At 29.7% G+C, this 15,096-nt stretch carries 11 protein-coding genes, 3 tRNA genes, 2 rRNA genes and 1 pseudogene; 5 read left to right on the top strand and 12 right to left on the bottom strand.

Annotated elements, in window-relative coordinates; all coding sequences use genetic code 11:
• Positions 1-346 (top strand): IS3 family transposase (locus LLF98_RS13060; RefSeq protein ID WP_291704265.1); only part of this gene is annotated, 346 nt, incomplete at its 5' end.
• Between the two features lie 135 nt (positions 347-481).
• Here the strand turns inward: LLF98_RS13060 and LLF98_RS13055 are convergent.
• From LLF98_RS13055 to LLF98_RS13045, 3 genes are all read right to left on the bottom strand, one after another.
• Positions 482-2,194: a methyl-accepting chemotaxis protein gene (locus LLF98_RS13055; RefSeq protein WP_291704263.1), complete on the bottom strand. Its 1,713-nt coding sequence runs from the start codon at positions 2,192-2,194 to the stop codon at positions 482-484.
• Positions 2,195-2,238: 44 nt separating this feature from the next.
• Positions 2,239-3,945, bottom strand: a complete 1,707-nt coding sequence (locus tag LLF98_RS13050) for a GGDEF and EAL domain-containing protein (RefSeq protein WP_291704261.1) — start codon at positions 3,943-3,945, stop codon at positions 2,239-2,241.
• A gap of 475 nt (positions 3,946-4,420) precedes the next feature.
• Entirely contained in the window at positions 4,421-4,714 is a 294-nt protein-coding gene (locus tag LLF98_RS13045; RefSeq protein ID WP_291704259.1) for a hypothetical protein, read from the bottom strand.
• A gap of 269 nt (positions 4,715-4,983) precedes the next feature.
• On the opposite strand from LLF98_RS13045, the gene larA reads away from it, so the two are divergent.
• Positions 4,984-6,267 carry a nickel-dependent lactate racemase gene (gene larA, locus LLF98_RS13040; RefSeq protein ID WP_291704258.1) on the top strand — a complete coding sequence of 428 codons (1,284 nt, stop codon included), beginning with the start codon at positions 4,984-4,986 and terminating at the stop codon, positions 6,265-6,267.
• A gap of 379 nt (positions 6,268-6,646) precedes the next feature.
• On the opposite strand, the gene LLF98_RS13035 is transcribed toward larA, so the two are convergent.
• The gene (locus LLF98_RS13035; protein WP_291704267.1) at positions 6,647-8,365 is read right to left on the bottom strand and encodes a methyl-accepting chemotaxis protein; all 1,719 of its coding nucleotides are present in this window, start codon (positions 8,363-8,365) and stop codon (positions 6,647-6,649) included.
• A gap of 289 nt (positions 8,366-8,654) precedes the next feature.
• Between LLF98_RS13035 and LLF98_RS13030 the strand changes: the two genes are divergently transcribed.
• A complete protein-coding gene (locus LLF98_RS13030) occupies positions 8,655-8,960 on the top strand; it encodes a hypothetical protein (protein ID WP_291704257.1) in 306 nt (101 codons plus the stop codon).
• A 333-nt stretch (positions 8,961-9,293) separates the two neighbouring features.
• On the opposite strand, the gene LLF98_RS13025 is transcribed toward LLF98_RS13030, so the two are convergent.
• The gene (locus tag LLF98_RS13025) at positions 9,294-9,464 is read right to left on the bottom strand and encodes a hypothetical protein (RefSeq protein WP_291704256.1); all 171 of its coding nucleotides are present in this window, start codon (positions 9,462-9,464) and stop codon (positions 9,294-9,296) included.
• Between the two features lie 59 nt (positions 9,465-9,523).
• Between LLF98_RS13025 and LLF98_RS15455 the strand changes: the two are divergent.
• Positions 9,524-10,161, top strand: a pseudogene (locus tag LLF98_RS15455) (epoxyqueuosine reductase); the annotation flags it as partial.
• Positions 10,162-10,296: 135 nt separating this feature from the next.
• Positions 10,297-11,916 carry a recombinase family protein gene (locus LLF98_RS13015; protein ID WP_291704254.1) on the top strand — a complete coding sequence of 540 codons (1,620 nt, stop codon included), beginning with the start codon at positions 10,297-10,299 and terminating at the stop codon, positions 11,914-11,916.
• Positions 11,917-12,082: 166 nt separating this feature from the next.
• Here LLF98_RS13015 and LLF98_RS13010 read toward each other — a convergent pair whose 3' ends face one another.
• The 7 genes from LLF98_RS13010 to LLF98_RS12980 all read right to left on the bottom strand — a co-directional run.
• A complete protein-coding gene (locus LLF98_RS13010; protein ID WP_291704253.1) occupies positions 12,083-13,039 on the bottom strand; it encodes an NAD(P)-dependent oxidoreductase in 957 nt (318 codons plus the stop codon).
• A 314-nt stretch (positions 13,040-13,353) separates the two neighbouring features.
• Positions 13,354-13,902, bottom strand: coding sequence for a hydrolase (locus LLF98_RS13005; RefSeq protein ID WP_291704252.1), 549 nt, complete (start codon positions 13,900-13,902; stop codon positions 13,354-13,356).
• A gap of 448 nt (positions 13,903-14,350) precedes the next feature.
• A tRNA-Glu gene (locus tag LLF98_RS13000) sits at positions 14,351-14,425 on the bottom strand.
• A 72-nt stretch (positions 14,426-14,497) separates the two neighbouring features.
• A tRNA-Phe gene (locus tag LLF98_RS12995) sits at positions 14,498-14,573 on the bottom strand.
• A 5-nt stretch (positions 14,574-14,578) separates the two neighbouring features.
• Positions 14,579-14,695 (bottom strand): 5S ribosomal RNA (gene rrf / locus LLF98_RS12990).
• Positions 14,696-14,699: 4 nt separating this feature from the next.
• Positions 14,700-14,774 (bottom strand) — tRNA-Asn (locus tag LLF98_RS12985).
• Positions 14,775-14,851: 77 nt separating this feature from the next.
• Positions 14,852-15,096 (bottom strand): 23S ribosomal RNA (locus tag LLF98_RS12980); the annotation flags it as partial.

The raw sequence follows: 15,096 nt of genomic DNA, 5'->3' as shown, positions 1-15,096 counted from the left end.
AACAATACATAAATTAATGAAAAATTCTAATTTAAAATTATCATCAGATGCATTTATTCATTCAGATCAAGGAAGTCATTATACGAGTCCTACATTTCAAAAGTTATTAAAATCTTATAAGCTTGGACAGTCTATGTCCAGACGCGGTAATTGTTGGGATAATGCACCACAAGAATCTTTCTTTGGTAATATGAAAGATGAAATCAATTACAAAGATTGCTTAAATTTAACTGAACTTCAGTCTGTTGTTGATAATTACATGAATTACTATAATAATCATCGATATCAATGGAATTTAAAAAAGCTGACTCCTGTCCAATACAGAAATCAGCTTTTAGCTGCTTAATTCTCTTTTTTTAATGTCCTTGACATGGGTTCCATTTTATATATTGCTTAATCCTTTTTTTAATCAATCTATATTCAATTTGGCATGATTTCTTGGCATTCAAATTTATTATGTAGTAAATATACAATAACTAAATTATAACTTAAATTTATGCACGATTTCATTAAGCTTTTGTGCAAGCTCTGCCTGACTTTGCGCGGTTAAAGCAACTTGCTCTATTGCTTTTGTTGTTTCATCTACACTCATTTTTATTATTTCTGCGTCTTCTGATGATTTCTGTGCAGTTTCAGACATACTTTGTATTACATTACTTACTTGATCAGTAGTCGCAGCAAGCTCTTCTGACATAGATGCTATTTCCTCAGTCATTTTGCTCACAAAATCTGAATCAGTATAATATTGAATTGCAACATTCTCAAACTCCTCAAATTGTGGATCTACATTTTCATTTATAAACTTTAGTACATCGCTTCCATTTTCAGAAAGATTTTTAAATGAATCTTGAACCTTCACAATAGTATCCTGTATACCTGTTACTGCTTGTGACGATTGTTCTGCAAGTTTTCTTACCTCTTCTGCAACTACAGCAAAGCCTTTGCCCTGTTCCCCTGCTCTAGCCGCTTCAATAGCTGCGTTTAGTGCTAATAAATTTGTCTGTTCTGATATGCTTGCAATGGTATCTGCCATAACCTTTATATTATCTACAACCTGTCCATCTTCAATGGCCTTTAACATATTCTTTTTCTTTTCTGCAGATAAATTTCTGACTTCTTTTATAGATTCTTTTCCTTTTCTCTCTACCTCAATAGCTCTTTCTTTAGATTTATTTGCATTATTACTTCCTTCCATAGCTTTTCCAGATAATTCATTAATGCTTGAATCAATTTCTTCTACAGATGCCGTTATCTCTTCAGATGATACACTTGACTCCTGCATCTTATATGTAATATTGGTTACTGCATTATCTATTTCTTCAGTTTTTGATGTAAGTTCCTGAACAGTGGCAGAAAGTTCTTCACTTGATGCACTCATATCCCGTGATTTTTCTATTATTAACTTAACTAAGCTACTTACATTTTCTATTGATTTATTTAAAGCAATTTCCATTTGCCCAAACTCATCTTTTCTTGTTATGATTATTGGTACTGAAAAATCAAATTCCGCAAGATTTTCAGCTAAAAATTTTATTTTCAATAAAGGATCAATTATATCATTTGATATAATCAAACCAAGTCCAATTGCAATCAATAATCCTACTATCATTAATATTTTCATAATATTATCGCTGTTCAAGTATATAGAATGATTATTTAAATTTGCCGTTTTTGCGTCATCAAGATTTACAGTTATAAGCTTATCAAGATTCTCCATAATTGATTCTATCATAACAGGTATCTGTTGATATTGCTTTACTGCTTCATCATAATTTTCAGCATCAACAAGTTTAATAACATTATCTCTTAAATTTCTGTATTGCCCAAGCTGATTTTTATATGTTGACAATATTTGTTTTTCTGCATCATTCATAGGAAGTTTTTCATAAGCAGTTATATACTTGTTATTCTCATCTACATTAATTTGAATGTCTTTCTCTAAATCAGCTTTTTTTGACTCATCTCTTACAAAAACAAGTTGAATAACATCACTTTTTACTTGTATAAACATTTGTTTCATATCTGTAAGCATATAAACGCTTTGTAGATTATTACTGTACATATATCCAGAATTTGTATCTACAGTTTTTAATGATCTTATACCGATACTGCCAACTATACCAATTAATATAGCTACAATAATAAACGATGTAATTAATTTTCTTCTAACTTTCATGTTTTTTAAAAAATTCATTCTAATTTCCTCCTTGTATATATATAAATAATCAATTTTTTCAGTTACAGTTCTACAATTTTCAATTCTTTCAATGTTTCGTTTTTATTTTTTAATAAATTCTCAAAATCACTTTCTGAAAGTGGTTTGCTGAAATAATAACCCTGAATTATGTTACATCCCAATTCAGTAAGTAAATCCATTTGTTCTTTTGTTTCAACACCTTCAGTAATTATTTTATATTTTAAAGATTTTGATAAATGTACTATACTTTTTATTACAGCCTGATTATTCTCGCTTTTAATATTATCAATAAATGATTTATCTATTTTCAATGTATTAACTGGTAAGGTAGTCAAATAATTTAAAGATGAATATCCAGTTCCAAAGTCATCTATTGCAATATTTACTCCACTTTCAATAAGCTCAGTTAATACTCTAATTCTATCTTTACTAATTTCCACTAAAGTTCCCTCTGTTATTTCTATTTCAAGAAGAGAAGGAGGAATATTGTGCTTTACACACGCGTTCAATAAATTGTCTTTAAAATCATTTCTTTTTATTTGAATGGGAGATATATTTACAGATATAGAATTAAACTTATAGCCTTTATTTTTCCATATGCAAGCCATTTCTAAAGCTTTATCTAAAACCCAATTTCCGATTTGAGTTATATACCCAATATTTTCAGCAATAGGAATAAATTCAGCAGGTGAAACATTCTCGAGCTTATTGTTATTCCATCGTATAAGTGCCTCAACACCTATAATTTCATTATTTAAAGTATTAATCTGAGGTTGATAAAAAATATATAATTCATTATTTGTAATAGAATTCTTTAATTCACTCTCAATTAAAAGTTTTCTAAAATAAGCTTCTGATATTTGTTTATCGAAAAAAGTACACATATTTTTTCCTTTATGTTTAGATTTGTACATTGCAAAGTCACAAAACTTTAATAATTCATCAATATCTGAACTATCATCTGGAAAAACTGCTACACCTAAACTTGCAGTAATGTAAATTTGATTGCCCCTTACCTCAAAAGGTTCTTTTATACATTTATGAATCTCATTACATATCTTTTCTATTTTTTTTATATTATCAAATTCATAAATTAATATTACAAAATCATCTCCGCCTAATCTTGCCACTTCACCATATTTACAAAATAAAGTTGCAATTAATTGAGAAAATAACTTTAAAACCATATCACCAAAATAATTACCAAAGTTGTCATTTAATGTTTTAAAGTTATCAATATTAATATATATCACTGCACCTTTTCTATTTTGGATTTTATTTAATTTTATTAAGAATTTAAGTTTTTCAAAAAAGAATCCTCTATTAGGAATCTTAGTGAGACTATCACATCCTTCAAGTACTTTATTTTCTGTAACATCTGATACTACTGCTGAAAGCAAATTATTGTTTCCTATTTTTCCTTTAATTAAAATCCACCTAATGTTATCATTCTTAGTGCTTATCCTAAATGTGCTTTGATAAAATGGTAAATGCCCATTTATATATTCCTTTAAATCTTTTATTGCTAATATCGTATCTTCTTCATAAGATATAATATTAATAAAGTCATACATATTTGTAATTCCGTTTAATTTATATCCTATTATTTCCTCTGTTTTTTCAGAAACAGAAAATTTCTTTTTATGTATATTCCATTCTAAAATTCCAAAATCTCCTCCAATAAGAGCATGTTTATACATCTCCAAATTTTCTATTCTTTTCAAATAATCTTTATTATCATTCTCCATTTAAACCACCTTTCACAAAAATAGTAATCTTATATTCTGTTATTTAATTAAATTATTAAATACTAATCTCTTATCTTTTGCATTTTTATTGAACCTTTAAACCTTTGTTAATTGAAACATCATTGTTAATTCATGTTATTAATTTTACTTAATTCTACACTTTTTTCATATTTATTGCAACTATTGTATACATTTACAAAAAATTCGACTATATTTGTAAACATTTTTATTTAAATATTCTTTATTTCTCATTTTATTTCTTAAGAAACAGAACAAATATTTGTATCATTATTTATAAAAACTTTGGCTAAATTATTTTACTTTGGCTTCGGGCATTCATATATTCAATTATTGGATTGAAATGCATAAGTCCTGTGAAAAATATTTGCCAACTTTTACTTAGCTCAAACAAATAATGGATATTAATAGAATATCATAAATAATTCTATAAATGAGCGTTTTTACATCCAATAAATTACCAATAATAAAAAATAGAACTGTAACTTGCCCTTTTTACTGTCCGTAAGTCAGGCCTATAACCTCTATAATCTCTTCTGACATATCCTCTATTTTTTCTATATTCAACTGGAAGTATCTTAAACTTCTTTATTAATAGTTTAATCAAAAGATCTGCTTTTCCTTCTTTCTTAGCACCATTCAATCTATTTTGCTCATTCATAATAGCAAATTCTCTTAAATCAATTAATCTTCTAAGCTCTTCATCTGAACTTAATATTATATAGTACATCCATTGATTCTTTAATTTCACTATAAGCTTTCGCCATATCTTGAATCTCCTTTCCACTTGGATTGCTAAAAAAGTTAACCATTTATGAAGCTTATCATTATATTAATATTGCATTAAAAAAATTCAATTAATATATGCTTATGTTTTTTTATTTCAAATAATTTTTGAATAATACTATAAATTCTCCTAAAAAGCTTAACTTTTTTTTATAATTGGTCTTACTTTTTCTTACCACTCATGTTATAGTATTTATATTAAAATAATTATTTTTAGACTAGGAGGAAATTATTATGGCTTTAATTGAAATACCATACTCAACAAAATCTTTAAAAGCAAACATCGATGATAAAAACCTAAAAGGAATATTGGTTTCTAAGGCACATAGTTATAGAGCTGATTGTTCACAAAGTGATATAATACATAGAGCACTGGATAATTGCATAGGAAGCAAATCTCTAGAAGAATTAGTGAAGGATAAACATAATATGGTTATTATAACTAGTGACCATACAAGACCTGTTCCAAGTAAGGTTACTATGCCTATTTTGCTTGAAAGAATAAGAAAAGTAAATCCTAATATAGATATAAAAATACTTATAGCTACGGGATTTCATAGACCAACAACAAAAGAGGAAATGATAAATAAATTTGGACAGAATATAGTTGATAATGAAGAAATTATAAACCATATATCTACAGATGAAAGCAGTTTAATAAATGTAGGAACTTTACCTTCTGGTGGTGAGCTATTCCTAAATAAGTTAGCAATGGAAACTGAATTACTAATAGCAGAGGGATTTATAGAACCACACTTTTTTGCAGGATTTTCTGGTGGAAGAAAAAGTATTTTACCAGGTATAGCATCAGCAAAAACTATAATGGCAAATCATTGCTCAGAGTTCATTAATAGTAATCATGCAAGAACTGGAGTTATAAAGGATAATCCTATACATAAAGATATGATTTATGCAGCAGAAAAATCCAACCTTGCATTTATATTAAATGTAGTTATAGATGAAGATAAAAATGTCATAAATGCATTTGCAGGAGATAGTAAGCTTGCACATGAAGAGGGATGCAAATTTGTTATGGATCTTTCAAGTGTAGAAAGCATACAAGCTGATATTGTAGTTTCAAGTAATGGAGGATATCCACTCGACCAAAATATATACCAAGCTGTAAAAGGTATGACAGCTGCAGAAGCCACTTGTAGAAAAGGTGGAGTAATTATTATGGTAGCTGCTTGTGATGATGGTCATGGTGGGCAATCTTTTTATGAAACTGTAGCAAATTCCAAAGCGCCAGAAGAACTTCTTGAAGAAATATTAAAAGTACCTAGAAATGAAACCATACCTGATCAATGGGAAACTCAAATCCTGGCAAGAATTTTAAGTAATTATACTGTAATCGTTGCTACGGATATGTGCGATCCAAATATTATTAAAAATATGCATATGAAACATGCTTATACTTTTGATGAAGCTTTAGAGTTAGCATATAATATAAAAGGGAAAGATGCAGATGTTGTGGTAATTCCAAATGGTGTAGGAGTAATTGTTAAAAAACAAAACTAATAACACTGTGAGTCTAAAATTCTTAAAAACAGAAATTAATTAAATCTGAAAAGCCCTGTACTCTTTAAAAAGTACAGGGCTTTTCAAGCTTAAATCAAATTCTAATAATGCTGTTCCTAATTTAACTGAATATCCGCTATTGACTAGCACTTTAAATCTGTTACTTTTTTAACATTACTGTATCAATACCAATATGCATTAATAGTTCTATCCCATCATCACCTTGAATTCAAATGAACCTTCTTCTGTTTTCTTTTCCACACATATTACATAGAATCGGATTTACTCCAAAATTCTCTATTATTCTTTCTTTCCATGTTTTTTTCATTATAATTTACTGGTTTCCACCAATTAATATCTTTATCATACGATAAAATATCTATATTTTAAAATTTTGTATCATTTCATTTAATTTTTGAGCAAGTTCTGCTTGGCTTTGTGCTGTTAGCGCTACCTGTTCCATGGCTTTTGTAGTTTCATCCATGTTCTCTTTTATTGTTTCTGCTTCTTCACTTGATTTTTGTGACGACAGTGCCATATTTTGAACAGCTTGACTTACTTGTCCAACCGTAGCTGTAATTTCCTCAGACATAGTAGCAATTTCTTCAGACATTTTACTTACAAAATCTGAATCATTGTAATATTGATTGCCTGTTTCTCCATAGGCATCAAATTGTTCATGTACCTGTATATTTATAAATTCTAATATATCGATACCTGTATCAATACTACTTTTAAATGCCTTCTGAACTTTAACAATAGTACCTTGAATATTAATGACTGCTTCTGCTGACTGTTCAGCTAATTTTCTAACTTCATCTGCTACAACTGCAAAACCTTTACCCTGTTCCCCTGCTCTTGCTGCCTCTATTGCAGCATTTAATGCAAGTAAGTTTGTTTGCTCCGATATAGTTCCTATAGTATCTGCCATAACTTTTATACTATCTACTACTTTTCCATCTTCAATAGCTTTTTCCATGTTCTTTTGTTTTTCAGCATATATTCTTCTAGCTTCATCTATAGCCTTTTGGCTATTATTTTTAACTGCTATAGCTCTTTTTTTAGACTGATCCGCATTATTACTTCCTTCCATAGCTTTAGAAGAAAGCTCATTGATATTTGAATCTACTTCTTGAACAGATGCACTTACCTCCTCGGATGCAACGCTGGACTCTTGCATACCAGAAGCAATAGTATCTATTGATTCATTAATGGTTTCTGCTTTTAATGTTAATTCTTGAATCGTCGCTGAAAGCTCCTCTGAAGATGCACTTATATCTTGAGAATTTTCCATAATTAATTTTACTAAGCCACTTACATTTTCCTGTACAGTATTTAAGGCTACTACTGTTTGTCCAAATTCATCTTCTCTTGTAATAATAATTGGAGTTGAAAAATCGTAGGTTGACAATTTCTGTGCGAAATCTCTTATCTTTTTAAGAGGTTTTTCAATGTCATTTGCAATAAATAGTCCAATAAAAATCGCAATTAAAAGTGCTACTATACTTAAAATAAGCATCATATTATTACTATTCAAAGATATAGCATGGTTATTTAAATTTGACGTTTTTGCACTATTAAGATTTTCATTTATAAGTTTATCAATACTCTCAAACATTGCATCTCTAATTGATAGTATCTGCTGGTATTGATTAGCCGCTTCATCAAAATTTCCAGCATCAACATATTTAATAATATTTTCTCTTATATTTCTATATTGATTAATTTGGTTCTTAAATGTAGACCATATTTGTTCTTTTGTATCATCCAAGCTCAATTTTTCATAACTTGAAATTAATTTATTATCTTCATCTATAGTTCTCTGAATGTCCTTTTCTAAATCAGCCTTTTTAGAATTATCCTTCACATAAGCCAACTCTAATATATCGCTATTACCCTGAGTCATATTTTGCTTAATAGTAGTTAACATATAAACACTCTGTAGATTATTTGTATACATACCCTCTGAATTTGTAGCTACTGTTTTTAATGACATCCTTCCTATAACACCCACTACAGCAATTAGACTAGCTACTATCAAAAATGCTGAAATTAATTTAGTTTTTACGTTTAATTTTTTAAATAAATTCATTATAATCTCCTTCTATGCTGTACTTATGATTTAAATCGTGTATTTATTATTGATAGTATATCATGTAAAGGTTTGTATGTCCACAATTTTACATATTGGGTTTGAGTTGAATGAAAGTTGGCAAATATTTCTCTTTATTTTTATTCATTATTCTACATTGTATTTTTATAGTATTCCTGTCTGTTATTTTAATATTAAGTGTAACTCATTTCTCCAAAGTCTTTTAGTCCACATAATTTACTGATTATTTTCTATCTAAACTAACCGAAGCTTCGCTGTACTGTATGGTAGCCGTATGGATTTTATATATGATGAATTTAGCTGGAAGTATTGCATAAGATGCACTAATGATATGCTTGTAAAAATAGAAGGAAAGCAAAAAATTAAATATCTAAGAGATATAAACCCTATAAGAAAATATGTAAAGAAATTCAATGGAGTTTTACTAACTGCTGAAAAATACAAGTGCAATCTTGCAGCGTGTAAAGCTGAAGATTCAGATGATACATGGTATTTAGCTACTAATATGGATAGTAAATATGCTGTAATGGAATATAAAAAAAGATTTATTATAGAAGAAATGTTTAGAGATCTAAAATAATATTAGGAGCCGACTCTTCTAATAAAATGACAGTTCTAAGCTATTTATGGACAAGTATACTTATTTCTGATTCCATAAAACCCCTTTTTTGTGTTAGATATAATTTTTAGGTTAATATTTTATTGATTTCCATTGTAATTATAATACAATATGCTCATTCTACACAAAATAAGTATACTTAATACAAATAACTCTCCGTAAGTCAGACCTATATATATGTTTTTCATCTATCATCTATCATCTTCGACTCTTCAAGCACTTCATTTATCATATCATTTAGTAAAAACTCTTTTTAGCTAATCTGTGTTTATCACATTAAAAAATATCTCCAAATCAAAAAAATTTATGATACTTTTTTTCCAAAGCTAATTTGTACTGTTCTTCTGTAATTTCATTAATTCCAATATTTGGATAAAATTTAGTTTTAACTTTTTCTAATTCTTTTTCAGTACAATATGCAAACTCCACTGGCATTCCTGTTCTCATCAATTCATAATATTTCATTGTTAAATTCCTCCATTAAACATTATAATTAAATAGATAGTTCTATTCAATTATAATGTATTCTTACTATTCGCAATCTGTGCATTAAATTTTTTAATTTTTTCTGTTCCCTTATAGCTAATACAAATGGAATTGTTGGAGATATTGCCTCTCCTGAATGGGCATTGGCTTATGAAGAAACCAATGCTATGTTTGTTAAGCTGAATGAATATATAATATCGGAACTACGAAATATAAGGTATCATGCAGGTGTTTCACCAGAAGCTTCTATCTTTGACCAAAAGATATTAAAAAGCAATTGGTCCCATCATCATTTTGCAAACGTTGCTAATCTTGGAACCTTTGGTATAAATAATATGATTATAACTAGGATTGGATCCTATGGAAGATATAGTAGCATTGTGACCAATCTAGATATTAAACCGGATTCACCTTTAGAAGATGAATATTGCTTATATAAAAAAATGGAAGCTGCGGTATATGTATAAAACATTGTCCATCAGGCGCATTGACTTTAGATGGATATGATAGGCATAAATGCTATACGGTACTAAGAAAAAATGCAGAATTATATACAGAGTTTGGAAGCTCTTACACCACTGAATATGGTGATCAGCCAAACAGCATAGGTAGTGAAGTATGTGGAAAGTGCGTAGTAAATACGCCATGTACCTTTTTTATAAGAAACCTTAATTAATTCTAACTATATTTTTACACATTATATTCAAGTTTAAATATCTTTTCCGTTTTTTACGAAGCATAATCATTTATTCTTACAGTGTACAATAGAATGTAAATATAGAAATGAGTATAAATGTGAGCTGATAGAATAATGAGAATAGCTATATACAGTCGTAAATCAATATTTACTGGTAAAGGCGATTCTATAGAAAATCAAATTTTAATGTGTCAGGAATATATATTTTCTAAATTAGGAAAAGATGTTGAAATTTCAGTATACGAAGATGAAGGTTTTACTGGTAAAAATACTAATAGACCAGAATTCCAAAGGCTTATGAAAGATATCAAAAGTAAACAAATAGATAGAATAGTCTGTTATAAGCTTGATAGAATTGGTAGAAGTGTAGCTCAACTTTCCAATATGTTTGAAATGCTAGATCAATATAATTGTTCATTTACAAGCATTACAGAGCAACAGTTTGATACCACAACGCCTATGGGTAGAGCTATGATAAATATAGCTAGTACATTTGCACAACTTGAGCGTGAACAGCTAGCAGAGCGTGTTAGAGATAATATGCTTCAGTTAGCTAAGACTGGTAGATGGCTTGGAGGTCAATCCCCTCTTGGATTCACTCCTGAAAAAATAATCTACATAGACGAAGAAATGAAAGAAAGAACTTTAATGAAACTTACACCAGATGAAGAAGAATTAAATATTATAAGGTTTATCTTTAAATCTTATTTAGAAGAACATTCAATAAATAAAGTTACAAAACAATTAAATGTTAAATGTGTTAAGGGTAAAAATGGTGGGAATTTTGATACTACACAGGTTAGAAGAATGCTTAGAAATCCACTTTACGTTAAATCTGATGAATTTACACATAAATATTTAAATGATATTGGAACAAATGTATATGGAGAATATAATGGAAATGGATATTTGACTTACAATAAGAAAAAACAAACTACCATTGGCAGAAATATTGAAGAATGGATTGTTGCTGTTAGCAATCATAAAGGAATAATAAACTCTGAAGAATGGCTTAAAGTACAAATTGTATTAGATAAAAATAAATCCAAACAATCTATAAGACTCGGAACTGGAAATAGTAATAATGCATGTTTATCTGGAGTATTAAAATGTGCTAAATGTGGATCTAATATGGTAGTAAAGCATGGACATCCTTCAAAAGTTAATGCTTATACAAAATATGATTATTATGTATGCAGTAATAAGCAAAATAAATATGTAAATAGATGTGATAACCCGAATATAAGAGTAGATAGATTAGATCCAATAGTTATTGCTGGAATTAAAGCTTACGACAGAGAACTATTAATTGACGAACTTACAAAATCTTTAACCAATAATGATTCAACACTTGAAAATGAACAAATTAAAGAACTTAATGCCCAAATTAAAGAGAAGAAACTAGCATCTTCAAATTTAGTAAAACAACTTTCCTTAGCTCCAAATAATGATGTTGCTAGTATTATTATGAATGAGATTTCTTCTATTAATAACGAACTTAAAGAATTGCAAAACAACTTAAATAATATGGAATGCGATAAAAATGAGATTGTAAATCAAACTGTAAATTTAGAATTAATAATTGATTCACTTAAACATTTGAATGAAAATATAGATACAGTAGATGATATTTCTAAAAAGAGAATATTAATACAATCTGTTGCTAGTAAAGTTTTATGGGATGGAGATAACTATAAATCTATAGTAAAAATCTTAGGAATGAATGATTTTTAAAAAAATAATAACTAATTTTTCAGCTTGTACTAAGGAACTATCAAAAAAATAACAAGTCAGTATGGAGGCCACTGAAAAACAATAGTTTTTCAGTGGCCTCGTATGAATAGGGGGTAGTCCTTGTCCTATTAATATTTGAACAAAAGTTTAATTTAGTACTTTCTAACTACTTAACAACATTTATTGGTTTTTCATTTATAAAAGCTTCAATATTATCTGCTAAGAGCTTAAGAAGTCTTTGTCTAGATTCTAAACATTTCCATCCTATATGTGGTGTAAGAATAACATTTTTCATATTATATAATGGATTATTAAGCTCTGGTGGTTCCTTCTCCTGAACATCAAGAGCAGCTCCTGCTATTCTCCCAGTTTCCAAAGCTTCAATTAAATCAGTTTCTTTTATAATTGGTCCCCTTGAGGTATTTATAATAAAGGCTGAAGTTTTCATAAGACTTAGCTTCTCCTTATTAATAAGGTATTTCGTATTATCTGTAAGTGGACAATGAATACTAACAAAATCACTCTTTTTAAGTAATTCTTCAAGAGCTACAAACTTCACGTTTGTATCTACTCCTGATTTTGGCGTTCTTGTAAAGACTAAAATGTCCATACCTAAAGCTTCAGCAATTGTTATTACTTGTCTGCTGATTTGTCCGTACCCTATTACTCCAAGTGTTTTATTTTGAATTTCTAAATGTGGAACCTGAAGACATTTTGTAAAATTATCAAAATTTTTCTCCTGAAGCATATGTTGTTGCATTATCATAGAAGAACTTAAATTTAACATAAAGGTAATGGCAAGCTGCGCCACTGCCTCTGAGCTGTAACCTGGAATATTACAAACTGTAATATTTTTTTCTCTTGCTGCAGCAATATCTATGTTATTGTAGCCCGTTCCAGCTTCACAGATAAGTTTAACCGAAGGCGGAAACAGAGAAATCAATTCTTTTCCCAAAGGCAGTTCTTTTGTGACAATAATATTTTGATTTTGAACCCTTTCTAAAATTTCATTGCTAGTACTTTCATCGTACTTTGTTAAATTGGTAATTTCAATAAAGGATGAAAAATCAAGTTTATTATCAAAATTAATTTTTGCAGAATTAAGAAATACTGTGTTCAACATTATTATCGCGCTCCTATTAATAGAGTAATTAGGCATATGAAAGAAAATAACAAGTCCAAAATGCGATGTATATTTTGTCTTAAGATAGGTTCGACTAGATTCAGCTTACGTCAAACGAGGAAGTATGTTTACCTCATAGCGAGCTATTAGGTGAACATGCTGACGAAGTATGACACGAAATAGACTATAATATTGACTTGTTATTTTTTTGATTATGCCTTAGGATATGTTAAAGAATACTGTTCTGTCATTGGCTTGTATACTTCGTCATTGTCTGCATTTAAATCCCCGTTTTTAGACGTCAACCTTGTTTTCTACTTGACTAACTTGGACAGTTCCCTAAACGACTGTGTTCCTGCCATTTTCAACAAATCGAAAAGCACCGTTTCGGTATTACTTACCACAGCTCCCATTGCCGACATTTGAGACAAACTGTTTAAGGAGTTTTCTTTTGTACGAGAACATACAGCATCACCTACCACAAACACCTGGTAACCATGAGCAAGTAAATCTCTAACCGTTTGAAAAACGCATACATGAGTTTCCATTCCTGTAATAATGATTTTCTTTTTTCCTGATTGTTTTAAAGTATTAATTACTTCATCAGTGTATCCGGAAAACGTAACTTTTTCATAGACTGATACTTCATTAATATTGCATTGTATTTCTGGAACCGTTTTCCCAAGACCTTTTGGATATTGCTCGGTGATAATTGTCGGAATTCCTAACTTATTAGCAACAGATAATAAAATATTGGTATTCTGAATCACTTCTTGGGCATTGGACATTGCAGCAACTAGCCGTTCCTGAATATCAATGACTATTAATGCTGATTCCTCTTGAATTAAAGTAAATTTATCCACTAAATAATCTCCTCTTTTTATATTTTATTCTTCCTTGTTCTATAGTATTTGAAGTTCAAGTTTATAGTTGAGTTTGTCTATATAAATAACATTTGTTTCTGAAAATCCAACAATTGGAAACCAATTTAAGTATATAGAAAATAGATAACTTTGTATATAAATGAACTTGAACTGTTTTCAACATCATTCTTAAACATAACTAATAATTATAATTATTAGAATATTTATACACATTAAGTATACGTCAATTACAACCTTTTGTCAAAACTAAGTTAATTATCAATTACATTCAATTGAGTTTAGATATTCATGTATAATGGATCCTGCTATAAATGCTATAGGTAAAGAAGCTAAACTACTTTCAAAAATTATCCACAGATTTGACTTGATTATAATTTCCTATAGAATCAAAAAAAGTCCTAGCTTATACTAGAACTTACTTCTTACTTGGTGACTCCTAGGGGAATCGAACCCCTGTTACCACCGTGAAAGGGTGGTGTCTTAACCGCTTGACCAAGGAGCCATATTAAGTTTTATGTTTTATTTAAATTGGCGTGACGGGCCAATACTCTAACCAACTGAGCCATTATGATTATGGTGGCTCGAACTGGAATCGAACCAGTGACACGAGGATTTTCAGTCCTCTGCTCTACCGACTGAGCTATCGAGCCATTTTACCTCGCAACGTCCTACTCTGCCACACAGTCTCCCATGCAGTACCATCGGCGCTATAGACCTTAACTTTCCTGTTCGGAATGGGAAGGAGTGTTACCTCTATGCCATCATCACGAGATCATTGGCTCCGCGAAGAGGACTCGAACCTCCAACCTATCGGTTAACAGCCGAGTGCTCCACCATTGAGCTATCGCGGAACGTCATTATTGAAAGAATGTTATTCTTTCAAAATTGCATATAATTATTAATGTATTTTTTACAACTTGATTATATATTGGTCAAGCCCTCGACCTATTAGTATCAGTCAGCTAAATATGTTACCATACTTACACCTCTGACCTATCAACCTTGTAGTCTTCAAGGGGTCTTACTAGCTTATGCTATGGGAAATCTAATCTTGAGGTGGGCTTCACACTTAGATGCTTTCAGCGTTTATCCCTTCCCGACTTAGCTACCCAGCTATGCTTCTGGCGAAACAACTGGTACACCATAGGTCAGTCCATCCCGGTCCTCTCGTAC

The organism is Clostridium sp., assembly GCF_021372645.1.
Taxonomy (GTDB): Bacteria; Bacillota; Clostridia; order Clostridiales; family Clostridiaceae; genus Clostridium.
Note: the sequence above shows the minus strand (reverse complement) of the source record. Positions and strands in the feature narration are given on the sequence as shown.